This window comes from Mesorhizobium sp. WSM4830 (genome assembly GCF_055811495.1).
The window spans coordinates 41,798-64,406 of record NZ_JBVVQI010000026.1; the positions used below are offsets into that span (position 1 = coordinate 41,798).

Annotated in this window: 18 protein-coding genes and 6 pseudogenes; 9 read left to right on the forward strand and 15 right to left on the reverse strand. The window is 62.2% G+C overall.

From position 1 onward, the window contains the following. Positions 1-262 precede the first annotated feature (262 nt). From AC0L2Y_RS26545 to AC0L2Y_RS26595, 11 genes and pseudogenes are all read right to left on the reverse strand, one after another. Positions 263-3,427, reverse strand: a pseudogene (locus AC0L2Y_RS26545) (efflux RND transporter permease subunit); the annotation flags it as partial. 2 nt (positions 3,428-3,429) lie between these two features. After that, a complete protein-coding gene (locus AC0L2Y_RS26550) occupies positions 3,430-4,608 on the reverse strand; it encodes an efflux RND transporter periplasmic adaptor subunit (protein WP_473560546.1) in 1,179 nt (392 codons plus the stop codon). Positions 4,609-5,071: 463 nt separating this feature from the next. Further along, a complete protein-coding gene (gene ubiM, locus AC0L2Y_RS26555) occupies positions 5,072-6,253 on the reverse strand; it encodes a 5-demethoxyubiquinol-8 5-hydroxylase UbiM (RefSeq protein WP_473560547.1) in 1,182 nt (393 codons plus the stop codon). A gap of 420 nt (positions 6,254-6,673) precedes the next feature. Next, positions 6,674-7,283 (reverse strand): annotated as a pseudogene (locus AC0L2Y_RS26560) (hypothetical protein); the annotation flags it as partial. A 108-nt stretch (positions 7,284-7,391) separates the two neighbouring features. Further along, on the reverse strand, positions 7,392-8,393 hold the full coding sequence (locus AC0L2Y_RS26565; RefSeq protein WP_473560548.1) for a nucleotidyl transferase AbiEii/AbiGii toxin family protein: 1,002 nt from the start codon (positions 8,391-8,393) through the stop codon (positions 7,392-7,394). Further along, positions 8,386-8,979: a DUF6088 family protein gene (locus tag AC0L2Y_RS26570; RefSeq protein ID WP_473560610.1), complete on the reverse strand. Its 594-nt coding sequence runs from the start codon at positions 8,977-8,979 to the stop codon at positions 8,386-8,388. The genes AC0L2Y_RS26565 and AC0L2Y_RS26570 overlap by 8 nt, the downstream gene beginning before the upstream one ends. A 69-nt stretch (positions 8,980-9,048) precedes the next feature. Beyond that, a complete protein-coding gene (locus tag AC0L2Y_RS26575; RefSeq protein WP_473560549.1) occupies positions 9,049-9,222 on the reverse strand; it encodes a hypothetical protein in 174 nt (57 codons plus the stop codon). A gap of 378 nt (positions 9,223-9,600) precedes the next feature. Beyond that, the gene (gene tyrS, locus AC0L2Y_RS26580) at positions 9,601-10,875 is read right to left on the reverse strand and encodes a tyrosine--tRNA ligase (protein ID WP_473560550.1); all 1,275 of its coding nucleotides are present in this window, start codon (positions 10,873-10,875) and stop codon (positions 9,601-9,603) included. 316 nt (positions 10,876-11,191) lie between these two features. Beyond that, positions 11,192-11,381 (reverse strand): annotated as a pseudogene (locus AC0L2Y_RS26585) (zincin-like metallopeptidase domain-containing protein). Between the two features lie 8 nt (positions 11,382-11,389). Further along, positions 11,390-11,527 (reverse strand): zincin-like metallopeptidase domain-containing protein, encoded by a 138-nt coding sequence (locus AC0L2Y_RS26590; RefSeq protein WP_473560611.1) that lies wholly within the window; start codon positions 11,525-11,527, stop codon positions 11,390-11,392. Then, positions 11,503-11,973 carry an ArdC-like ssDNA-binding domain-containing protein gene (locus AC0L2Y_RS26595; protein WP_473560551.1) on the reverse strand — a complete coding sequence of 157 codons (471 nt, stop codon included), beginning with the start codon at positions 11,971-11,973 and terminating at the stop codon, positions 11,503-11,505. Before AC0L2Y_RS26595 ends, AC0L2Y_RS26590 begins: the two co-directional genes overlap by 25 nt. A 462-nt stretch (positions 11,974-12,435) precedes the next feature. Here AC0L2Y_RS26595 and AC0L2Y_RS26600 point away from each other — a divergent pair. Further along, positions 12,436-12,911: pseudogene (locus AC0L2Y_RS26600) on the forward strand (transposase); the annotation flags it as partial. Positions 12,912-13,269: 358 nt separating this feature from the next. Here the strand turns inward: AC0L2Y_RS26600 and AC0L2Y_RS26605 are convergent. Next, the gene (locus AC0L2Y_RS26605; protein WP_473560552.1) at positions 13,270-14,412 is read right to left on the reverse strand and encodes a porin; all 1,143 of its coding nucleotides are present in this window, start codon (positions 14,410-14,412) and stop codon (positions 13,270-13,272) included. A 313-nt stretch (positions 14,413-14,725) separates the two neighbouring features. After that, entirely contained in the window at positions 14,726-15,382 is a 657-nt protein-coding gene (locus tag AC0L2Y_RS26610) for an antitoxin Xre/MbcA/ParS-like domain-containing protein (RefSeq protein ID WP_473560553.1), read from the reverse strand. Between the two features lie 1,183 nt (positions 15,383-16,565). On the opposite strand from AC0L2Y_RS26610, the gene AC0L2Y_RS26615 reads away from it, so the two are divergent. From AC0L2Y_RS26615 to AC0L2Y_RS26635, 5 genes and pseudogenes are all read left to right on the forward strand, one after another. Continuing rightward, a complete protein-coding gene (locus AC0L2Y_RS26615; protein ID WP_473560555.1) occupies positions 16,566-17,258 on the forward strand; it encodes an OmpW/AlkL family protein in 693 nt (230 codons plus the stop codon). 98 nt (positions 17,259-17,356) lie between these two features. Next, the gene (locus tag AC0L2Y_RS26620; RefSeq protein ID WP_473560557.1) at positions 17,357-18,091 is read left to right on the forward strand and encodes a cytochrome P450 family protein; all 735 of its coding nucleotides are present in this window, start codon (positions 17,357-17,359) and stop codon (positions 18,089-18,091) included. After that, positions 18,067-18,588 (forward strand): cytochrome P450, encoded by a 522-nt coding sequence (locus AC0L2Y_RS26625; RefSeq protein ID WP_473560613.1) that lies wholly within the window; start codon positions 18,067-18,069, stop codon positions 18,586-18,588. The genes AC0L2Y_RS26620 and AC0L2Y_RS26625 overlap by 25 nt, the downstream gene beginning before the upstream one ends. Next, positions 18,555-18,847 (forward strand): annotated as a pseudogene (locus AC0L2Y_RS26630) (cytochrome P450); the annotation flags it as partial. The gene AC0L2Y_RS26625 and the pseudogene AC0L2Y_RS26630, both read left to right, overlap by 34 nt. Positions 18,848-19,137: 290 nt before the next feature. Further along, the gene (locus AC0L2Y_RS26635; RefSeq protein ID WP_473560559.1) at positions 19,138-19,455 is read left to right on the forward strand and encodes a hypothetical protein; all 318 of its coding nucleotides are present in this window, start codon (positions 19,138-19,140) and stop codon (positions 19,453-19,455) included. A gap of 36 nt (positions 19,456-19,491) precedes the next feature. Here AC0L2Y_RS26635 and AC0L2Y_RS26640 read toward each other — a convergent pair whose 3' ends face one another. Both AC0L2Y_RS26640 and AC0L2Y_RS26645 read right to left on the reverse strand, forming a co-directional pair. After that, positions 19,492-19,956 carry a hypothetical protein gene (locus AC0L2Y_RS26640; RefSeq protein WP_473560561.1) on the reverse strand — a complete coding sequence of 155 codons (465 nt, stop codon included), beginning with the start codon at positions 19,954-19,956 and terminating at the stop codon, positions 19,492-19,494. Beyond that, entirely contained in the window at positions 19,922-20,353 is a 432-nt protein-coding gene (locus AC0L2Y_RS26645) for a hypothetical protein (protein ID WP_473560563.1), read from the reverse strand. Before AC0L2Y_RS26645 ends, AC0L2Y_RS26640 begins: the two co-directional genes overlap by 35 nt. A gap of 236 nt (positions 20,354-20,589) precedes the next feature. Here AC0L2Y_RS26645 and AC0L2Y_RS26650 point away from each other — a divergent pair, with 236 nt between their 5' ends. The 3 genes and pseudogenes from AC0L2Y_RS26650 to AC0L2Y_RS26660 all read left to right on the forward strand — a co-directional run. Then, complete coding sequence (locus AC0L2Y_RS26650; RefSeq protein ID WP_473560565.1) at positions 20,590-21,444, forward strand: type IV toxin-antitoxin system AbiEi family antitoxin domain-containing protein; 855 nt, start codon at positions 20,590-20,592, stop codon at positions 21,442-21,444. Then, a complete protein-coding gene (locus tag AC0L2Y_RS26655) occupies positions 21,444-21,677 on the forward strand; it encodes a hypothetical protein (protein WP_473560567.1) in 234 nt (77 codons plus the stop codon). The genes AC0L2Y_RS26650 and AC0L2Y_RS26655 overlap by 1 nt, the downstream gene beginning before the upstream one ends. Continuing rightward, positions 21,638-22,597: pseudogene (locus AC0L2Y_RS26660) on the forward strand (nucleotidyl transferase AbiEii/AbiGii toxin family protein); the annotation flags it as partial. The gene AC0L2Y_RS26655 and the pseudogene AC0L2Y_RS26660, both read left to right, overlap by 40 nt. Between the last annotated feature and the right edge of the window lie 12 nt (positions 22,598-22,609).

Genomic DNA, 22,609 nt, shown 5'->3' on the forward strand with positions numbered 1-22,609 from the left:
TGTGACCATCAACTGGATCCAGCTAACTTGTTGCAATCGGGCGCTCTTAGACGTCCACATATAGGGTTAGCTTGACACCACGAAGCGCACAGTGTCTCCAAGTCAACTTCGACAATTCGTTTCATCAGGAAGCGGAAATCGGCTTTCGGAAGCGGGCCAGCAGGCAGTCTTCATTGATCGACGCGCCCGGCACTCGATGCGTGTCATCTCGGTCAACGATTTGTTGAGCATGGCGTCTAAGCAAAGTTGGCCTATTCGGCGGCTTCGGGAAGGCGATCGCCGGCTCGTCGCGCAAGCCCGGCCATGCGGAGGCCTCTACAGTGGCACCGACTGTCTTGCCGCGCCGGAACACCTGACGGAAGAATGCATAGAAGCGGCTGTTCTTACTACGCGTGAACACCATCAGCATCGACGGCGTCACCACCAGCGTCAGCACGGTGGCGAAGGACAGCCCGAAGACGATCGCCGAAGACAGCGAAATCCACCATTGCGTCGACGGCGCGTTGATCGTCGTCTCGTGATGGAAGATTTCGAGGCCGAGACCGAAAGCGATCGGCAGCACGCCGAGGATCGCCGACACCGCCGTCAGCACGACAGGGCGGGCACGTTCGCGGCAGGTCTGCAGAACGGCTTCGTATTTGTCCCAGCCCTCTTCGCGCAACCGGTCGTAGGTGTCGATCAGCACGATGTTGTTGTTCACCACCACGCCGGCCAGCGCGATGACGCCGATGCCCGACATAACGATTCCGAATGCCTCTCCCGTCAGCAGCAGCCCGAGGAACACGCCGATCGTCGCCATGACCACGCAGGACAGCACCAGCCAGACGCTGGTGAACTTGTTGAACTGCGCCAGAAGTACCAGGAAGATCAGGAAGATCGCGGCGCCGAAGGCTTTGCTGAGGAACGCGCTGGCCTCCGCGCTGTCCTCGTTCGAACCGGCGAGCTTCCAGCGAATGCCGCTGCCGAGGTTCATGTCTGCGACAGCTTTGGTGACCTCCTGCTGAACGGCAGCCACCTGGGCGCCGGCAGCGAGATTGGCCTGGACGACCACCGTTCGCGCACCGTCGATGCGGTTGAGGATGCCGACCGTCGGCTCCGGCTTGCGCACGACGAAGTTCGAGATCGGCACCGAGCCCTGTGCGGTCTGCACCCGCAGCTCGTCCAGCGTCGACAGCGTGCGCCGATCGTCGGGCAGGCGCAGTCTGATGTCGACTGCATCATCGGCGCCGGCGGGCCGGTATTCGCTGAGCTTCAGCCCGTTGGTCACCAGTTGCACGACCGTCCCGACCGCGGTTGGGCTGATGCCGTACTGCGCCGCCTTGGCGCGATCGACTTCAAGCGCCCAGTCGACGCCGGGCGGCGCCAGACCGTCGGAAATATCGATGACGCCGGGCACCTTGGCAATGCGCGCGGCAACGGCGCGGGCCTTGTCGTCAAGGCCCTTCGGATCGACGGCCGAAAGCCTGATCTGGATCGGCTTGCCGGTAGGCGGGCCGGCTTCCGGCACGCGAACCTCGACGTCGACACCGGGAATGCCGGCCATCACGCCGCGCAGTTCGTCGAGGATTGCGTTCGCCGATTTACGTTCGCGCCAGTCGACGAATTCGTACTGGATCACGCCGACCACGTCTTCCGGAACGTCCTGGCCGCCGCCCCGCGTCTTGCCGACACGGGCATAGACAGATTTCACGCCCGGCCAGCCGAGCAGCCGGTTTTCCGCTGTCTTGGTGGCCGCGTCCATTTCGGCGAGCGAAAGATTGCCGCGGGCGTGCACATAGAGCAGGCCATAATCAGGCTCGACATTCGGGAAGAATTCGACGCCGGCGCCGAATTTCGAATAGGCGTAGCCGACGCCGAACAACAGCGCCACAGTGAGGACAAGCACGGTGATGGGGAAATGCACCGCCTGCTTGACCACGGCCATGTACCAGCCGTCGCGATTGTCGTCTGGGTGATGGGCGGGCGCCTTGGCGAATATGGCGCCCAGCGTCGGTGCGAAAACCAGTGCGTAGAGCATCGAGGCCGAGAGCGTCACGATCAGCGTGATCGGCATGTATTTCATGAAGTCGCCGATAATGCCCGGCCAGAACAACAGCGGCGAGAAGGCGGCAATTCGCGTCATCGTCGCCGCGATGACCGGGCCGGCCATGCGCTTGGCGGCAAGCGCGAACGCCTGTTGCTTCGGCATGCCCTCGCTCATACGCCGCTCGGCGAATTCGGTGACGATGATGGCGTCGTCGACCAGCATGCCGACCGCCAGGATGAGACTGAACAGCACGATCATGTTGATCGTGTAGCCCATCATCGCCAGCAACAGGATGCCGATCAGGAAGGACGATGGAATGGCCAATCCGATCAGCAGCGAGGCACGGCCCGACAGCGCATAGAGAATGACGATGAACACCAGAATGACGGCGATCATCACGTGGTTCTGCAGGTCGCCGAGCAGCTGGTTCACGAAGACGGACTTATCTTGCGTGTAGGTGACGTGCATGCCCTCCGGCATCGTCTTGATGAAGGCGTCGGACACCTCCCTGACCTTGCCGATCGTATCGATCAGGTTGGAGCCGATGCGCTTCTTCACCTCGATGGCAATCGCCGGCTTGCCGTCGAGGCGGGTCACCGTCTCGGCGTCCTTGAAGGTCGAGCGGATGGTGGCGATATCCTTGGCCTGCACCACCGCATTGGTGCCGGCGACGACCGGAAGCGCCGCCACGTCCTCTGGCGTCTCGATCCGCGAGGGAACCTTGACCGCGTATTTACCTTCGGATCCTTGGATGTTGCCGGCGGCGACAAGACTGTTGGAAGCGCCGACCGCACGGATCAGCTGGTCGAGCTGTAGCCCGTAGGAAGACAGCTTCATCGGATCGATGACCACTTCGACGAGATCGTCGCGGGCACCCTGCAGCGAGCCCTCGAGCACGCCAGGCACTTCCTCGATGCGGTCGCGCAGCTCGCGCGCCGCCGCCGTCAGCACGCGCTCGGGCACCTCGCCTGATAACGTCACGACCAGGACGGGGAACTCGGAGATGTTGACCTCGGTAATAACCGGCTCCTCTGCCGCTTGCGGCAGATCAGCCTTCGCGTCCTGAACCTTCGAGCGTGTATCAGTCACCGCGGTGTCGACTTTTATCGACGGCAGAAACTCAAGAAAGACAAAGGCGCCGCCCTGATAGGCGGATGATTTCATCTCCTTTAGCCCCTTGAGACTCTTGAGCTTTGTCTCCAGAGGCCTAAGCAGAAGTCTTTCAGCGTCTTCGGGCGCAATGCCTTGATAGGCGACACTTATGTGAACATAAGGGGTAGGAACGTCAGGTTGCGCTTCCTTCGGCGTCGACTGGTAGGCGACCGCGCCGGCAAGGATAAGAAAGACCAGGACCGAAATGGTCAGCCGGGCATTGCTGATTGCAAGTTTGACGATGTCCATGATTACTGCGTCCCGGTCGTCGCTTCGCCCAACAGCTTTTGGATGGTCGCCTGGTCTGCTTCGACCGGCTTGACCACTTCGCCTTCCTTCACCAGCTCCTGGCCGGCGACGATGATGCGGGCGTCCGCCGGAATGCCGCCGAGCACCAGGCCGATCGGCGTGTCGTCGACCAGATCGATCGGGAAGAACACGACCTTGTCGTCCTTGTCGACGGCGCGAATGCCGAGATCGCCCTTGTCGCCGAGCGTCACCACCGAGCGCGGCAGCATCACGGCGTCCGTCGGCTGTGCCTTCAGCGCAATCTCGGCGGTCATGCCGGCGGGAATAGCGCCCGCGGGATTAGGGATGGCGACTTCGACCCGGAAGGTACGGGTTGTCGAAGATGCATCCCGGCTGATGTAGCGCACGGTGCCCTCGACATTCTGGCCGCTGACCAGCCGTACACTGGCCTTGTTGCCGATCTTCAGATAGCCGAGATCACGCTCGCTGACTTCGCCGCGTGCAATCACCGGGTCGAGGCTGAGAATGGTAGCCACCTCGCCGCCCTGCATCACCGAACTGCCAAGCTCCACCGGCACCCGGTCGATGACGCCGTCGAACGGGGCCTTCACCTCGTTGCGGTCGAGTTCGGCTTGCGCGGCGTCCAGTTGCGACTTGGCCAGCGTCAGGTTGGAGCGGGCCGTATCGACCTGCAACTTGGGCAGATTGCCGGTTTTCGCCAGCCGCGAGGCCGCATCGAGTTCGGCCTGACGCTGCGCGACAAGCTGCTTGGCGTTGCTGAGCGCCGAAAGCTTTTCCTCGGCGGCCAACATCAGCACGAGGTCGCCGGTCTTGACGTGCTGACCCTGCTTGACCGGCAGCTTGTCGATGAGGCCGGCGACCCGGGTCGCCAGGACCGCGCGCTTGTCGGCTTCGGTCAGTCCGGAAATCCGGATCGCGCGCGCATAGGTACGCCTAGGCGGGGTTATGACCGCGACCGTGCGCAACGGCGCCTTGGGCTGCTCCGCCTCGGCGGGCTTGGCCTTGCCGGCGTCGGCCGCCTTTGGCTGCTCGACCTCCCCCGCCTTGGTTTTGTCGGCGTCCGCACTGCCGACGGACGAGAACTCGCCCGTCGCCATCCAGGCAGCGAACCCGACAAGCACAACAATAGCTGCAAGCTTGTGAAACCTGAATTTCGGCATCGTCGTTTTTTCCCTGCGCGGGGTTCGGCGGGGCCGCGTCTTCTAACTCGGCGCGTTGCCGATATGGGTGCGCGCGTCGGGGCCCGGGCACGCTAATTCTGAAAGCGGGGCCGTTCGTGAGACCCGATGTCAAACACCACCACGCTTCACCGTGTGGTTGCCCACTTCGTGCGCTTCTGGGAGCATCCGGCACCAATTTCCACTGTCTTCGGATCGTTGCCTTCTGTACTCCAATGGGCATAGGTGGTTGGTGCTCAGGCTTCTTCGTCGGGCCTGCCTGCAGGCCGAGGCACTTGATTCGGTCACACCCCTAGTAGGGTCCGCAGGATTGGCAAAATTGATTGTTCGGATGACAACCATCCACGCCCTAAACACATCGAAGGTGGAATTGGGCGTGGCTGGGTCCGCGCCTGTGTGGCGTTGGCCGACAAACGCTTGGCGGCGCGCGGGAATTCCGCACACTTCACCGCCTCAGCATGGCCGCAATGCCATGACGGACAAAGGGAAGATGTTGGCCGAGGCGCAGCCCCACATGCCTTGCAAGCCGTGCCGCCGGATGCTCGCTTGAGTAGAGTCCGACGAGGATACTCGTAGCATGATAGAGCGGCGCCGCCGACAGGCGCAGTCGGCTTTCATATCTGCGGAGCATGTCGGGATCGGCAATGTCGCGACGGTCGCGCCATGCTGTCTGGATACCACGGGCGAGCTGCTTCTGGCCGCCGAGGCCGATGTTGAAGCCATGCGCGGTCACCGGGTGCATGCCGATGGCAGCGTCGCCGATCAGTGCGGCGCTCGGCGCCCGGAACCTGTGCGCCCAGCTCGTGACCAACGGATAGATATGGCGTTGGCTTGCCAGGCTCATGTTGCCGAGGCGCCCTCGACAGCGCTTTGTCAACTCAATCAGGAACAACTCGTCGTCAAGGGCAAGCAGTCCGTCGGCCTCGTTTGAGGGCAAAGTCAAAAGCAGCGACGACACGCCTTGCGCGAGGGGCAACATCGCTACCGTCTGATGGTGATCGAACCATTCAATCGCGATCTGGCGGTGGGGGCGCTCGTGCCTCACCCGGCAAATCAGCATCGAGTTGCCAAGCCGATTAATATCGGCGGCGATACCGAGCAGATTGCGGGTGGCGGAAAAACGCGAATCGGCGGCAACCAGAAGCCGAGCGGTCAGCTGCCTGCCGTTGGAGAGCGTTATGACTGCTCCCTGGCGGCTGTTTGTTGCACGCACGACCGAGTGGCCGCACAGCATCCGGGCATGGCCCTGCAAGCGGATGATCTTAAACAGGGCATCGCGGATGCGGCAATTCGGGACCAGAACGCCCAGTGGTCCCGCGGATACGCCGGGAGAATCGAAACACAGCGCAAAAGGGCTCGATCCGTTGAGGACGCGTGCGCCCTGAAGCGGTGACTTGTCCGAAGCGGGGATAACATCCCAGGCGCCGAGCTCGCGAAGAATTCCAATCGAGGCGTGGGTGAGCGCGATCTCGCGACCGTCGAAACCCGGACTTGCCAGTCTTTCTAGGGACTGCCCTTCGACCACCGCCAGTTTGAACTCACTGTGGGCAAGCGATGCCGCGAAGGAAAGTCCGACGGGCCCGGCGCCAACGACAATGATGTCGAAGCTGTCGTCACAGCCGGCCATCAGCGTGCCGCCAGTGCGTCGGCTATCTTCGTGAGACGCTGCTGGAGTCGAGCCGCATGTCGTGCGTCGATTGCGCTACGATCTATGGCCCGCCGCATCGCCTCAAGCGCGTTTCTCACTTCGGTTCCTGGCTGGTGAAGCGTCATTTGCCCGCCGTATGGTTCGGATTGTCAAGACGTTGGGAGCGGATCAGGCTGTCGGTCAGCACATGAGTCTTCCCCTGGAAGACTGGTCGATCAAACCACGCCGACAAGGACATGGCCCTGATCTGGGTCAGTCGAGGCGGAACCGGCGTCAAATCACCTCGATCCAATCCAATCATGTGCCAGCTCACCCAATGGCGGCGCAACGGCACCACTAGCCCGAGGGAGAACCAAGCGCGTCTGGTCTGGGGAAGGCTGTTTCAGGACTTTTGCGATATCAGCGAATGACCGGCTCGCCATGGAAGCGCCGCCGCGAGGGCGGCGACTGCGCCGAAGCCGACTCTGATCATCAGCCGTGGCGTGCACGAAGGCACGGTGCCCATGTAATGCCGAACGGATCCTCGACGAAGTCGAGGCCGGCTTCGCCGGTCAGCGTGACGGGGCTCTCATCGCCATAGACCTTGCGAACCTCTTGCGCCGAATGGCCGACGAGCAGCGTCAATTGATGCTTGAGGATGCGAGGCTTGTGGCTGCCGCGCACATAGACATGCGGGCCGGTGCCCTCGTCGACCGGCGCCTGAAAGAAGAAGAACTTCAGCATCCGCCAGTCGTCGAGATCGAAATGATACTTCCCGAGCGAGGCAACGTTCTTGTCGGCGTCAGAAGCCTGGCCGGTCGGAAAGCTCCACCAGACGCGTGTGGTGATCAGTTTCGCCTGTGCCCCCAAGATAATGCTGGGCTATGTCGAGCACCAGCGGGTCGCTGTCCGGCGAGCGCTGCCTGGCAGTTAAGGCTGGGTTCCAATGATGGCCGCTGAGCAAGGGGCGGGCGAAGTGGGCCTTTGCTTGCGCATGCTTAGCGGCCAGGAGTTCGAGACGGCGATCGAAGGCGTGCACCGGGTAAAGTGTGGAGAGCGGTTGATCAGGACGTGCCCCGTGCGCGAATATGCGGCTCACACCGTCGCCATGCCAATCCTCGAGTCAGCATCTTCCCTCCTATGCGCCCACGCGATTGGCCCGCGCGGCTACGTCGGCGCATCGCGCCATAAGCGCCTCGAAGGGCCCGGCCCCCTCCAGCAGCAGACCGTCCTCGACCATCCGAAAATAGTCGTCCTCCAGCGCCTTCAGCGCGTCGCCGTCGGGCACAAGACGCAGGCCGCCGTTGACCGCGACCACGTAATCGATCGGTTCGCGGCCGGCCGCCTTTTCGGCGAAAAACATGCTTTTGTGGCGCGCGACCGCCTGGGCGAGTTCTCTATCTGCCACCGCGGTGGTCGCCAGGCCGGCCTCATCCAGCCTGGCGACGTCATGCCAATGCCGCGCGAACCTGTCGCCACGCAGTCGTGCCTGCAGGCAGAAGACATGGATCGCCGTCGCCTTTTCCCAGAACGTCCGCTCGGCGTGCATAACGCGCGGCCGCGCGGTGGGAAATTCCACCGCTTCCACTAAGCCCGCCGCGTCGCAGACGACATTGCGCGGACTCGCCGGCTCACCGGTTGAACGCGCCCCAAACTCGAGCATCACGCTTGGCGCGACATATCCCGAACCGGTCACCGTCGCCTCGTAATCGATGAACAGCTTGTCGTCTTCGACGCGGATCGCCGCCGCCAATCCCTCGCTAGCCAGGGCATTCGCGATGGTCGGCTGCGCCGTTCCCGCCACCCACTCGGGTAGTCGCTTGCGCACTTCGCTTGACCAGCGCTTTTCCTCGCTCCGGGTCTTCGGCAAGGCCTCGCCGTTGTCGCTCACCAGGTCAGGGGCAAGCGCGCGAATGTCATAGGTGAGGTCGACGTCCTCGGAAAATCGACGGATGACCCCGTAGGCTTTCGATAGCGATGTGCCGCCCTTGAAGACCAGGTGTTCGCCCAGGTCGGCAAGCGCCCAGACCACCCAGGCATCCTTTTCGAGTAGGTGCGCCGGGCGACCGGATCGGTCCGCCGCGACGCCCAAGACTTCACGGCGATCCGCGGCCGGAAGGCCGAGGAATGCGTCAGCCATGCGCCGCCTTTCCCACGCTGCGGGCGAGCCAGGTCGGAAGCTGCGGCGCCGCCGCCACCAGCTCGTTAAAGGTGGTCTGCGGAAGTTTGCGCTTCAAAGCCAACAGCGCGGCCTCGGCCTTTTCGGGACCAAGCCAAGCCAGCGCCCGGACTGCCTCACCGGCCGGCCGATTGGCCAAGGCAAGCTGCCAGCGCGGTGCGTGTCGCAGTTCGACCACCTGCTTGCCAAAATTCATTTTCCGGCTGCGGCCCGAGGTCAAATAGACCGAGCGGACCGGAACCTGTGTCGTAAGGCCAAGGGTGTTGGCGGCCGCCGCACCGCTGGACACGATGACTTCGCCGCGCTGGCTGGCGAGCGCCTCGACCGCCTGCTCCACAGAAGGCGACCGCGTGCCAAAGCGGCTCGTCACGGGACGCAGATAGACGCCGCGGCCAGCGCGGATCAGCTGGCCACGCTCCGCCAGGCGCGACAAGGCCTGATCCACCGCAGCCCGATTGCCGAGGTGGAGCAAGCTCTTCGCGGACACGGGCGTACCCTCGGGCAGCCCTTCCGCATGCGCCAAAATCTGTTCGCTCAGTCGTTGCAACGCCAATCTCCTGTCAGAAATATATGCGGTTTCCTGACAGTTTGCAATTGGCGGTTTGCTGCCGTTCGGCTAGAGCAGCGGAGCGCCCGCGTCGAGCAGGCCATCCTCCTCGCGCGAGGGGATGGGCACCGCCTGCGTCCCCAAGACCAGCGCCTCGACGACGCGACGCGCCAGCGAACGGGCCATCGGTAGCTCCTGCGTCGAGATGTCCGTCATGGCGCGGCAATGCAGGAAGGCGTTCAAAAACTGTTTGCGATGGAGTGGTCTGACAAGAGGCGTTCCCCGAAGTGTTTAGTTCGATTTACATCTGATTGGCCAGTATCTTCAAAATTAGGAGCCTTCTAATGCGAGGGGGATCTCAGGGCAGCGGATGGATGCAGCACCAAGGCCAGGGTACAAGCGCGGGAGGCCTGTTCCTTCCGACCCCAATGCGCGGTATCTATGTGACATGGCAATTTCCTCGACTACGTTTGAACGACAGCCGAGAATCTCATGCCGAGAATAATGCGCAGCAAACCGCTGCCACGTTCAGCCCGAGCGGGCAGAAGCGATAGCCGGCGGACAGGCTGTGCCGATATTTTCACCGCACCGGCAACACATCAGCGAGAACCATTCGTCGGATTAGTCGGCGACGCGGATCACAACGTGGCGCTTACGCCCCAGCGATAGCCGCGAAGGAACGCAAATCATGTCGATGCGGCGCTCAGCATCCTCGACGATCTCGCCGTCAAGCCGGATACCACGGCCAGCGATCGCGCGACGGGCCTGGCTCTTTGATCCCGCCAACCCCGCGCGGACGAGAAGATCGGCCAAGATTACGCCCTCAGCGGCCTCGCCCGATGTCAGCATGACCATGTGCAATCCCTCGGCGGCAGTTCCTTGTCCAAACGCCTGCCTCGCCGTCTCCGCGGCCTGCCTTGCGGCTTTTTCGCCATGAGCGAGCGCGGTGGCCTCGTTGGCGAGCCGCTCCTTGGCCGCGTTCAACTCCGCACCCCTCAGCCGCTCCAGAGCTGTGATCCCATCGAGCGGCAAATCGGTGAAGAGCCGCAGGAAACGGCCGACATCCGCGTCCTCGCTGTTGCGCCAGAACTGCCAGTAATCATAGGGTGAGAGCCGGTCGGCATTGAGCCACACTGCGCCCGCCGCCGTCTTACCCATCTTACCACCTGATGCGGTGGTGAGCAGTGGCGAGCTCAAGCCGAATACTTCCTTGACCTCAATCCGGCGCACCAAATCGATGCCGTTGATAATGTTACCCCATTGGTCGGCGCCGCCCATCTGCAACCGGCATCCCACCCGCCGCCACAGTTCCAGAAAGTCATAGGCCTGCAAAATCATGTAGTTGAACTCGAGGAAGCTCAGGTTTTCCTGCCTGTCCAGCCGCGACTTCACGCTATCGAAGGAGAGCATTCGGTTTACTGAGAAATGGCGACCGATATCGCGTAGCATGTCGATCCAACGCAGATCCTCTAGCCAATCGGCGTTGTTGACCATAACTGCGTCCGTTAACCCTTCTCCGAAGGTGAGAAAGCGGTCGAAGACCGTGCGGATGCCAACAATATTGGCGGCAATCTGCTCTTTGGTCAGCATGGGGCGCGCTTCGGATCGGAAGCTTGGATCCCCAATGCGTGTGGTGCCGCCGCCAATCAGCACGATGGGCTTGTGGCCGGCCTGCTGTAAGCGCCTCAGCGCCATGATCGGCAGGAGATGGCCGACATGGAGGCTGTCGGCAGTGGCATCGAACCCCACATAGGCGGGCACCATGCCTGTCGCAAAGGCATCGTCAAGCCCGGCGAGATTCGTCGCCTGATTGACATAGCCGCGCTCAATTAGCGTTTTCAGTATCGCTGAGCGCGGCTCGATCTGGTCGGCGGAAAGTTCCGAAGCTGTGGCCATCTTTGAGTCTCCTGAGGTGAATCCGCCAGGAGGATCGCGGAAAAACGAAAGCCGCCTGGACGGCGGCTTGTTCCGGTCAATGATCTAACCGCGCCGCTCCTATCGGAACGTCGCATAATAGCCGGCAGCGATGAGCGCGGTGTTGATCATGGAACGGGATATATTCTTCAGCCGCCCGAGGGTCAAGCTCAAGTGATCCGTCAATGGTCGCCCAGCAAGGGCATTAGCTCTGAAGCAGGGGCTCACACCATTGACGATGTGCACGCGTTCACATGGTCGGCTGCTGGTGATTACTCGCATAATGGCCAGCTCGCCATTACTTCAGCCATGAGCCGATGTAATCGGCATGGCGCACGATGGGCTCGATACCGAAACTGCTGCCGACGAAGGCGGCGGCGATTTCGGCGATATTCCTCGCGCGCATAGGCCTTGGGACCGGACGAGCCGGAGAGGTCGCGCGCAAGCCGCGTCGGGTGGTCGGTCCAGTGGCCAAGTTCATGAAGCAGGTGCGGTACTAGTCGATCTGCTGAAAGAACGCCGGTTGCGGCGGCACTTGGATGTAGTCGCCGCTCGGCATGTAGAAAGCGCGATCGCCGCCTGTGCGAAAATCAGCGCCGCAGCCGTGAATCAGCGCCTGGGCTTGTGGGACGATCTGGCGCGCGGCAGCGGCTCGGCGGCGGCATAGAGATGTTCGGGCAGGTTGTCGGACTGCGCGACATTGAAGACGGTGAAGCGCTTCAGATAAGGCACCGCCTGCGGCTCGCCGCCATCAGCCTTGACGCCTTCCTTCTCGTCTTTGGGAACAAAGCGATCGGCATGGACGATGGTGGTGCCGTGTTCGCCCTTCCTGACATTGCCGGCAAGGGAAAGCGCCTGCGGAAGGTCAGCCAGTTCTGGCTGGGGTAAGCGCGCTCGATAACCGCCCCCCAAAAGGATCAGGACATTGACGCCGGAGTAGGCGCGCCCGGTGGCCGCGTTGCTGGGCAGGCCCAGGCCTGATAAAGGCTGGCGCCCGTGCGCCCGCTCCTGCTTGCGCCAGCCTCTCCGCTGTCGGAACGCTTGTGTTTTGCACGCATGGTTTGGTCCTCCGCTCTTCAATCCCGCGCCTTTCCCGGAAGCGGGGTGGGCGGCGAAAGCGACCGGAAAGGCCCGACGTCGAAGACGGAGCGCATCCGAAGGACCGGAACGGAGAGAAGGGCCCGAAGCGCCAAGCGAAGGGTTGCGGGACGCCGCGGCGGGCGTAGAAGGGAGTGCCGCCCACCGCGCGCCACGGGGGAAGGCCACCACAAAAAACGACGCCGGCCGGCAGGCCGGCGCCCGTCAACAGCCGAAAGGCTGCCCCGCGCCAGGGGGCGAAGCCGAATGGCCGAGACTGCCTGAGCAAGTCGAAGAAGAGCGGGCTCGGTTCACGAGCACCCGGCGCCCACCAGAAGGCGCGCGGGCGCCCCCATGAGCCGGCTAGATGTCCTGCCGAGGCTGATCGCGAATGCCCGCCCTTGCACGGCGGTTTTACGAGCTCGCACGCATTAACGCTCATGCCTAGCCGGGTGGCCAGATCGCCAAGAAGCCAAGCGCTGCCCGTCCGATCTGACGAACGAGGAGTAGGAACAGATCGCGCCGGTAATGCCGAAGCCTGGGGCGTTGACCCGTCCGCGCGAGGCTGATTTTCATCAGCTGATCAACAGGTTGCGCTACCTTGTGCGCTCGGGTTGCGGCTGGCGGATGCTGCCGATGCATTTCGGCGCTGGCAGATGGTCTACGGCTGGGCCACGAGTTGGCGCGGCGTATTCTGCTCCACCTGACACTGGACCGCGACCGAGCGGGCGCGAGGCCGGTTCGCACGGCGGGCGTGATCGAGAGCCAGTCGGTCAAGGCTCGCGAGCGGAAACAAGAGGGTACGACGCCGTCAAGAAGAGCGGTAGCGCCACATCGCCATCGATTTTGATGGACGGTTGTTGATGGTCAACATCACCCCGCCTGCATTTGACGGGGCTGGAACTCAGGCGATTCTGGATGACATCCGCAAGCGCCGGCCCCGGCGTCACGGACCTCTCGCCGGCGGGCATCGGGTGGCCGGAGCCGGTTCGGCACCTTTGCCTTCCAACGTGAACCGCCGCCCGCGTTGTTTTGCGGATCATGCCGTTCCGGCATGAAAAGAGCGGTCCGCCTCACTTTTTCCGCGATCCATCTCGCCTGCGCGAACCTGAGGCGATGCGCTAAAAAGGGCGCCCGGGAACAGGGCGCCCTTCTCATCGACGAAATGCTCAGGTCGGAGGTCAGCCCCACCAAGCAATCCGCCGATAACCGTGTCAATGCCGCACCGACAACGGTTCGGCTAAGGTCGAGTGCTCGCATCCCCCTTCCGAACGCGGAGAAAAGGAGCCCCTTTGGTCCTCAGAACGAGCGTTGGAAGCGGAGGATACCGCCGATGTTGCTATCCTTGGAAGCACCGGTCCAGTTGAAACGGTCATCCGAACCGACGTTGAGGTAGTCGACTTCGGCCGTGACCCTGAGGCCGGGAACGAGGTCGTATTCAATGTTGGCCGCGAGGCCGAGGTTCTTTTCTTCGTCATACGAAGCCTGAGCATTGAACCTGGTCTTCTCGTTGATGGTGTAGGTGCCACCACCCCAGACCGCCCAGTTGCCGCCCCACTCCTTGAAGAAATTGCGGCCAGCGTTGAAGTCTTCGTTTTCCGAGCCGTAGCCGACCATGACGAACAGCGCCAGATTCTCGATCGGGGTCAAGTCCAAGCGAACCTTGCCGGCCCATTCCTCGTAGTTGCTGTCGTAGGCAGCGACGCCGCTGATGGCGCCCCAGCCTTGCGTCCACTTCACGCCGCCGACGACATTCGGCACGTAGCTGTCGATCGAGGTATCCCCGGACCCGTCCTCTGAGCCGGTTTCCAACGAAGCCACGGCCGAAAAGCCGTTGCCGGCGTCGAAGTAGTACTGCACGACATTGGTGTCGAAACCGCCGTAGGGAACCAGCGTATCCTGGAGAACGTTGCCGGCGTAGCCAATGAACGAATCGAAGGCCGAGTCATCCCTGCCGACGCGCAGACCACCGAGCTGAATCCAGGCGAAATTGAGGGTGACGCCTCTGTCGCGATTGATCCATCTGCCATTGGGCGGAGTCTGGTCGGAATAGTCGCCGCTGTTATTGCCCCAGGTGATGCGTGTCTCGGTGAAGGTCTTCAACGTGCCCAGTTCCGTTTCCTGGCCGGTCCAGGTCCTGAGCGTGAAACGGGCATACTTCGCATAAGTATCGTTGGTGCCGTCGCCCTGCCGGTCTGGAACGTTTTCGACCCCATCGAACGTACCTGCATCGCCGACGCCGATATTATAGCGGACGTAGCCGCCGATGCGCAGGCAGGTTTCGGTCCCGGGGATGTAGAAGTAGCCCGAGCCGTAGACGTCGCAGATCTTGACGTATTCAGCCGGTTCCGGCTCGGCGACCGTCACCGCGTCGGCGGCGCGGGCGCCCGAAACTGCGATCAGGGCCGCAGCTGAGCCGAGAAGAAGGCTCTTGATGTTCATACTTGATCTCCTTGAATGATTTGCAAAGGGCGAGGACGTCGATGGACGAACCGCTCCCTGTCCCCACGATCGAAAAAGATGCGCATCACGATGCATCCTTCCCGCCTCGGACGCTATTCACGGGACGGAATAGTGCAAGGTCAAATTCCGTTTGTCAGCTACATGCAGAAGTATCAGTTGCATTTTTATCACTAAATCTACTGTATTACTTGGACAAATTGAACAATTATACATTTGCACAAACTGCACAATTGGTACATTGGCCATTTGCGTACGAAATGTGCGCAAACAACAGCCGACGCTTGGCCAATCGTCAGACAGATTCAATCAGAGAAATAGCCCGGGCGGCAGATGCAACAACTTCTGTGTTCGTGCCTTCTCTGAGCAATTCGACAGGAACGCGGCCCTTGAGAAGAGGCGAGGGGTTTATCAGCCACAGCCAAGCCAATCTGGGGTCGGAGATCGAGGAAAGGACCTGCCGGATTCCGGGCATAGGTCTGCCGTCGATGAACTGAGCCAGAGGAAATACATGCTTGCGGGAGCCTCTTCGAAAGGCAATCACATCATTATGTCGCTGCCACCAATGCAGCGTTGATCGCGGTATTCCAAAACGTCTCTCGAGATGCGTCGAGCCCGCAACTGGACCGGCCCACTCAGCAATCCGCGCGCCTTCTCTCGGATAATCTTTCAGTACCGGATGCCCGAGCGGATGATCGGCTGGCCGCGGCCGGGAAGCGATCTCGCACGCCTGAGCGTTAAGGCGTCGCGCTGCTTCAGCCTCGAGCCTGCCAAGCAATTCAGCGGCCACTGCAGTCAGATCGTCGGAAGCAGACCCCGAAGGCGCAACAGCGGCCCTGTCGCCCTGCCTCACCTCATCGCATTGGGCAAGAATGCGTTGCACCTCCCTCATGACAAAGCTTGAAAGCTCGCTCTGGCGCTTTTTATCCGCGAGATCAGTCGGCCCGGACATATGTGGCTTTCCCTATAGCATTCCTTCAGCAACCCGCTGAAAGAGCGTTGAAGACATGAAGCTTGGAGGACGGCGATGTGTTGCGTTTTCACATGCTCGCGGCCTGGCAGCCGTCTCGCGGCTTCAACTGTGCCTCTCAACAAAAAGGGGGAGAACATCGATGGACGACCTTCCTTGCCCCCAGGATCGAAACAGATGCACATCGCAGGGCATCTGTCGCATCATGACGGTATCGGCGATGTCACTTTGTACAAGTTCAAAGTGCATCTTGCAGCTATATATAATTTCGACGTTGCTTTTATGCAACTAATTTGCTACTTTACTTGCACAAATCGAACATATTGCACATTTATGCGAATCGCTCGGCCCATACTTTTGATGCTCGCATTTAATGACGAACACATACTTCACTGTTGCCGCATTTCCCATTGATGAGTGGCGCGTGCACCGGCTTTCATGACAAGAGTCGAAGACCGTTCTCGGGACGCCTTATTTTGCAAGATCGCTTGATCCACTCACACGGCTCTCGGGCAGGGAGAGCAGGTTTTGGCAGGTGCCTCAGCCGACTATCTGCAGCCGAAGGACCAGGCGCCGCGCCCGCTCAGTACCGACCAGCAGGCCCCGTGTTCACGCCAGTCGTATCGAGAATCGAAGGTAAGGTGTGGTACTTCGCTCATGTAGGCACCCGAGGATATCTCTACAGGCCGCATGGGCGTTTGTCCCGCCAGCTGCAAGTATGCGCGACGTGGTATTCAGTTCGCCAATATAATATTCCGGACGATACCATCGCGTTTGCAGATGGCCGCGTCCCATAGACAACTGCCGCTGCTACGCGGGCAAGCCGATCTGGGGGTGTCCAGGGTCCCCAATCTTGCGATACGCGTGTGAAATTCCGAGAGTTTTGAAACGTGCAGCCCGTTGCCGTCGCAGATCCGAGGCGACTGGGGACTGCATTCGGCTACCCGGCGGCGGCCACAGCTGCACTCAATTGTCGGATCTTCGACGAAGTCCGACATGAGACACAGCGCGATCAGAGCGATCGCTTTGTTTTGCAATGATCTTCTCGTTTGGCACGACACATGCGGGGGCTATCCCGCATGAGCGCTCCGTCAAACTCGATTGATGCGAGCAGGATTCAATCAAGGCGAAGTGCGTCGTTTCTGAACATCAAGGAGAGAAGAGCATGGTGAGATCGCGAATTGGCGTGGCGCGGGCATTAACAGCGGCTGTCGTCCTCATCGTTGCGGGACAGGCCGGCGCGGCAGATGTTGGGCAAGCCGAGAGCGTCCCGCAGGCAGGAGCCCGGGTTGCGAAAGCACCATGCCCCTGGCAGATCCGCCTGCGGGCGTTGGGGGTGATCACTGAGGATTCGGGCTACGTCAACGCGGTGCCCGGCTCCGGTCTTTCGTATTCGAACACCGTGACGCCGGAACTCGATATTTCGTATTTCTTCACGGACAACGTCGCAGCCGAGCTTATCCTCGGCACCACCTATGCCAACATCACAGGCCAAGGCTCCATCGGCGGGCTGGGGAATATCGGCAAGGTTTGGCTGCTGCCGCCTACGCTCACATTGCAGTACCACATTACCCATTTCGGCGCCTTCAAGCCCTATGTCGGCGCCGGGGTGAACTATACGATCTTCTATCATCAGCAAGACGGCAGCGCCGATGATCTCAAGGTCAAGAACACATTCGGCGCCGCGCTGCAGGTCGGATTCGACTACATGGTGGACCAGCACTGGGGCGTGAACTTCGACGTGAAGAAGCTGTTCCTCAGGCCAGACTTCGACGTCACGGTGAGCGGCGCAAAGCTGACCGGGAAGGCCAAGCTCGATCCGTGGCTGATAGGCGCAGGTGTCACTTACCGCTTCTAAGGTCGAAAAGGACCCTGAAGGGCACTTTTTCGAAGTGCGCGCGCGGATCATCCGTGCCGAGAAGTGGACCCGCGTTGGTTCTTAAGGGAGTTGTCGGCATGCGCGTAGATGACGATCATTGCGATGTGATCGGTGTGTCGGCCGCTCCCACGCAACTTGATAATCTGTCTTCTGCGATTCTGCACCAGGGGGGGATGGCGCGAGTGTCGCTGCCAGGCGATGTGGTGACCTGGGCGGCAGGCCGTCACCAGACGCTCAGGCGGATGCTTTCCGACCAGCGTTTCAACAGGGACTGGCGACAGTGGCGGGCGCTGCAGGACGGCGAGATTCCCGAGGATCATCCGCTGATCGGGATGTGCAAAGTGGACAACATGGTCACGGCGCCTGCCGCCGATCACCAGCGCTTGCGCGGCCTGCTGTCCAGGAGCTTCGCGCCCAGTCGTATCGCCTTGCTGGCGCCACGGATCGAACAATGCGTCGATCGACTCCTGGCCGATATGGCACAGCGCGGCGGCAGTGCCGATCTGATGTGCGAGTTCGCCGTTCCGCTGCCCACCAACCTGATCGCCGAACTGTTCGGTTTGCCGGACGAACAGCGCGAGGAGATCGTCGCGCTCACCTACAGCCGGGCCAGCACCTCCGCCACAGCCGCAGAGGTGCGACAGACGCGGCAGCGCATCCCGGAGTTCTTCCGTCGCCTGATCGCGCTGAAGCGGGGCCAGCTCGGCGATGATCTGGCTTCGGCCCGATCGTCGCGCGCGACAACGGTGAGCTCGTTTCGGACACCGAGCTCATCGACATGCTGTTCATGGTGTTCTCTGCAGGCTTCGTGACCACCACCGGCGTCATTGGCAATGGCGTGCTGGCATTGCTGACGCATCCGGAGCAACTTCACCTGGTGCGCAGCGGCCAAGTTCCGTGGTCACAGGCTATCGAGGAGATCCTGCGCTGGGGCAGCTCAGTGGCCAATCTGCCGTTCCGCTATGCCACCCAGGACATGGAGATCGACGGATGCGTGGTCCGCCGCGGCGACGCCGTGCTGATGGCGTTCCATGCGGCGAACCGGGACGAAAAGGTCTTCGGTCCCGGCGCCGACAGGTTCGATGTCACCCGGCGGCACAACCCGCACCTGTCGTTCGGCGAGGGGCCGCATTCCTGCCTGGGCGCTGGGCTGGCGCGCCTGGAATTGCGCTACGCCTTCCCCGCGCTGTTCGGGCGGCTGGAGGATCTGGCGCTGGCCATCGCCGCGGAGGAGGTCGTCTACATGCCGTCTTACGTCATTCGCTGCCCGCAGCGCCTGCCGGTCACCTTCCGCCCTTCCGTCGCTTAGAGAGTGCGGCATTCACCCCGGATTCGGTGATTCTCGGTTCGCCGGGGTGGCTGGTCTCGCACGAGGGCGCGAGCATGACCGCGGTTACGCACGATCGTGACGCCGGCCTTCAGCAACCGGGGTGAAGCTGCTCGCGCAGCAGGACGAGGCGATCGCCGCGCAGTTGTTAGAGACGCTGGCGGCCCAGCCCCAGCCCGCCGACTTGCGGCGCCACCTCTCCTTTCCGCTTCCGGCTATGGTCATCAGCGCGCTGATGGGCGAATGCGCAAGCACGCTAAGCAAGCCGAGCGGGAACAACTACTGAGATTCCCGACGGACCGTGACGACCTGGCCCGACTTTACACCTTTGAGCCCGGCGACCCGGCGTCGCCGAGAGGACCGCATTCGCCTCGGCGTTGCCGCTCAGCTTGCGCCTCAACTTCAGATCATGCGCGCTCTGGACAAAGCGGTGACGTACCTGGAAAACCATCGCGGGTTGAAACTGTAATTTCCGTGCGAAAATCAGGACCGGAGTTGCGCCTTCAACCGGGCGATACCGACGAGGAGAGGTTGAGCGACTTTCTGAAGGCCAGGACTTGCACGAAGTGCGGCGGCTGCCGGTTCAATAGCTGGAACCGCTGCGTGGATTGCCTCAATGCGCGGGGAAAGGTGCGCAACAGCCGGCGAGCCGCCAACGGCGGACGGCACACGGCGACGGAATGGAAGGCGCTGCTCGCCGCCTCGCCCGCCTGTGCCAAGTGCGGCCGACTGTGGAGCGACATCCCGCTGCGGCCCGATCCCCGCTACAAAACAGTCTGGACCAAGGGACACGCCGTCTATCACGGCGGCACGGATGACATCGGCAACATCCAGGCCGAATTGCTATGAGTGCAATTTCGGAATGAATGCAGGCCCGCTCAAGCGCTAGACGGCAGCTCCCATGCCCCAGCTCCGCACCGGCCCGGAGCCTGCAACCTCCTCCTCCAGCGTGAAGTGAAAATCCTTGAACCGCCGGGCCTCGATGCGCGGCAGCATATCGGAAAACTGCGGCCTGGTGACTTCCAGCGAGAGGCTCAGCGACGGCAGGCTGCCGGCGTGGAAGAGCGCGCCCGCGTCAGGAAATTCTGTCTTCATGGGCGTCGGCGCCATGATCATCACGACGCCCGGCCACATGAAAGCGGCGTTCGGCATGATGAGCGTGGCGGGGAGAATGATGTGAGTGAACTCGACGGACTGGCGGGCCCCGGCTGAACGACCTGGCCGAAATTGATGCCGGGCGCGCCGACGATCTCGCCGCGCCACTCGCCCGCAACGATGGGCGGCAATCGAAAACCGCGGTCCTTTTTGCGGGCGGTCATTCCGCGGCAGCGCCGGGAAGCGCGGCGACATCGATGCCGGCCACTTCCAGCCGCCGTCTTGCCGCTGCGACGACCTTCAACCCAAACCGGTCCGCGTGCCGCAGCACGATGGCCTCGCCGGTCAGCTCCGGCATGTTTCGCTCCAGCAGCATGGTGAAGCCGTCTGTGCTCTTGGCGCTCATGGCCCAATCCTGAAGGGTCTGAACTTCTCCTACCCTTGCGACTTTCTGCCTTGTGCGCGCGAGCCGGGTTGTTTTGCCGCGCTCTTCGGACAGGACATGCTCGAATGCATGGATCGTCTGCCAGAAATCATGCTCGACGGTCCCTGGCTTCTCTTTCGGCAGCACCGAGACCAGCCTGCGGAAGGCCGCGTCGGCAACGCGCCGCTCGCCCTTCTCGCGGGGTTCCTGATCCACGATCTCAGCCATTCGGGATCGTTGCAGCTTTCGATCAGCCCCAGAATCTTCGCCACGTCGCTCATGCTGTTCCCTCCTTAAGCTTTTGACCCGTTAGCATTTTTGCTTTGGCAGATCGTGATTGTTCTTTATACGGTTTTCGCCCTTGCAGGGCTAGATTCCAATACAAACCAATCAAAAACCTTGACCGGCAGCTCCATTATAGATTACTCTGTATAGAGCTTTAGCCTCAGGAGGGCTAAAATCGCATGGACGCCAATCTCCGCACATTGGGAAAGGCCGAGAGCAAGGTGGTGCTGTCTCTCCGCGCGGAGGGCCGCTCGCTGGTGCAGACGGCGGACATCCTCGATATCCTCGGGCCGGACGTGCCCGAAACCTCCGCGCGCAAGGTCATCCGCAACCTTGTCCGCAAGGGCTGGCTGTCGCGCATCGTCGGCGGAAAGTACATGCTGCTTCCGCCCGAACACGGCCCTGAAAATCTCGGCGAGAATAATGTTCTCGCCCTCGCGGCCGCCGCGGTCGAACCCTCCTATGTCGGCTGGTGGTCGGCCGCCTCCTGGCACGGCTTCACTACGCAAAAGCCTATGACGGTGTTCGTCGCGGTCACGCGCCAGACCCCGGCAAAAATCATCGAGGGCAGCGCCGTGCGCTTCGTGAAGGTCACGGTCCGCAAGTTCTTCGGGTACGAGCCTTACAACATCTACGGACGCACGGTCGCCCTTTCCACGCCGGCCAAGACTCTCGTCGATTGCCTTGACCGCCCGGACCTTGCCGGCGGCCCTGCGGAACTAACGCGCATCGTGCACAGCGCGCTCGCCGAAACCGATCCGCAGGATGTGCTGGCCGCGGCGACGACCATGAAATCCAAGGCGGTCCTCCAGCGGCTGGGCTTCCTGTCCGACCTCGTCGGCAGGCCTCTGCCCGATCCGGTGAGGGCCGTCGTGCGGGCGCTGATAACCGCCAGCTACCGGTCGCATTTCGGCCGGGCCGAACAGCGCGACCGCGATATCGGCTATGTCGCCGCCTGGGGCCTGTTCGTCCATGCGCGAAAGGATGACCTGCTGACCGAAGTGCCGCGCATCCGCGGGCGGGAGGAAAGCTGATGCTGTCCGCCAATGACCTGCGCAAGGTCGCCGCGCGCTCCGGCGCCCGCGACATCGGCAATGTCGAGATCGACGTGATCCTGACCTACCTGCTCCAGCTTTTCACTGACAAGAGCATTACCGACCACGTCGCCTTCAAGGGCGGCACGATGCTGCGCAAGATGGTCTTCGGTCCGCGTGGGCGACGGACCTCGATTTCACGCGCCGCACGGACATTCCCGTCGACGACCTGATGATGCTGATGCTGGAGGCGCTGGATCAGCCCTACCACGGCCTGTCCTTTCGCTTCGACAAGGACAAGGACTGGTATCTGACCGACGACGGCTGCGCCGCCAACCCGGTCTGCTTTCATGCCGACAACGAACGGGGCACAAAGATCAAGCTTCAGGTCAGCACGCGCGAGACGCCTGTCATGCCGGTCGCGGCGGCGGCGCAGATCGAGCAGGACTATTTCAGGCTGCTGCCCTTCAAGCCCGCCGCGATTCCGTCGATCGCGTTCGAGGAAGCCGTCGCCGAGAAAATCCGCGCCGCCAGCCAGCGCTCGAAAATCCGCGACCTGCACGACCTGGCTGAAATCGCGCGCCGCGCGCTCGACCGCGATCTGATCCGGGCGCTCGCTGTGCTCAAGCTCTGGAACAGCGGCGGCGGGGGCCTTGACTACGACCTTCTCGCCGCGCGCGTGAAGGGCAGCGGCGACTACGATATCGGCGACCTGACGGCCCTTCTGCGCAAGGACGAAAAGCCCGACCTCGACGGCATGATCGCCCGCGTGGTCGAGGGCTTCCGCTTTTTTGCGGACCTGACCGATGCCGAAAGGGCGCTGGCGGCGGACAGGGTGCAAAAGAATCGCAAGGAAGCGGCAGCGCTCATCGAAGCACTGCAAAAAAGCCCGTTAGGGTCTGCCGGTATTGACTCGAAAAGCAGGGTGCGGCAGCACCCCTGGCCATCGCCGAGAGCGGGTGGGTCCGGGTCGATGCGCGTTCGCGGCGGGCCGGGCTGGCGGCCGCGGCGGGGCATACTGCCCTGCGGCGGACGCGGCCCTGCCCGGCGTGGCGAAGGCGCATCGGAGGGAGGGCGGGCAGCGCCCGCCCTGGTCCCTCCTTCTGCCAGGGATCGTCACCGCATGGGCGGAGACGGCGTGCCGGCTCCGTAGAGCCGCGGCCAG

Excerpts from the sequence above, each read along its gene's own strand:
- AC0L2Y_RS26655 (WP_473560567.1), top strand. The coding sequence starts at position 21,444 with ATGCTGTCCGCCAATGACCTGCGCAAGGTCGCCGCGCGCTCCGGCGCC.
- AC0L2Y_RS26645 (WP_473560563.1), bottom strand. The coding sequence starts at position 20,353 with ATGGCTGAGATCGTGGATCAGGAACCCCGCGAGAAGGGCGAGCGGCGC.
- AC0L2Y_RS26565 (WP_473560548.1), bottom strand. The coding sequence starts at position 8,393 with ATGGCTGACGCATTCCTCGGCCTTCCGGCCGCGGATCGCCGTGAAGTC.
- tyrS (WP_473560550.1), bottom strand. The coding sequence starts at position 10,875 with ATGGCCACAGCTTCGGAACTTTCCGCCGACCAGATCGAGCCGCGCTCA.
- AC0L2Y_RS26650 (WP_473560565.1), top strand. The coding sequence starts at position 20,590 with ATGGACGCCAATCTCCGCACATTGGGAAAGGCCGAGAGCAAGGTGGTG.
- AC0L2Y_RS26640 (WP_473560561.1), bottom strand. The coding sequence starts at position 19,956 with ATGTCGCCGCGCTTCCCGGCGCTGCCGCGGAATGACCGCCCGCAAAAA.
- AC0L2Y_RS26620 (WP_473560557.1), top strand. The coding sequence starts at position 17,357 with ATGCGCGTAGATGACGATCATTGCGATGTGATCGGTGTGTCGGCCGCT.
- AC0L2Y_RS26610 (WP_473560553.1), bottom strand. The coding sequence starts at position 15,382 with ATGTCCGGGCCGACTGATCTCGCGGATAAAAAGCGCCAGAGCGAGCTT.
- AC0L2Y_RS26615 (WP_473560555.1), top strand. The coding sequence starts at position 16,566 with ATGGTGAGATCGCGAATTGGCGTGGCGCGGGCATTAACAGCGGCTGTC.
- AC0L2Y_RS26605 (WP_473560552.1), bottom strand. The coding sequence starts at position 14,412 with ATGAACATCAAGAGCCTTCTTCTCGGCTCAGCTGCGGCCCTGATCGCA.
- AC0L2Y_RS26550 (WP_473560546.1), bottom strand. The coding sequence starts at position 4,608 with ATGCCGAAATTCAGGTTTCACAAGCTTGCAGCTATTGTTGTGCTTGTC.
- ubiM (WP_473560547.1), bottom strand. The coding sequence starts at position 6,253 with ATGGCCGGCTGTGACGACAGCTTCGACATCATTGTCGTTGGCGCCGGG.
- AC0L2Y_RS26625 (WP_473560613.1), top strand. The coding sequence starts at position 18,067 with ATGGTGTTCTCTGCAGGCTTCGTGACCACCACCGGCGTCATTGGCAAT.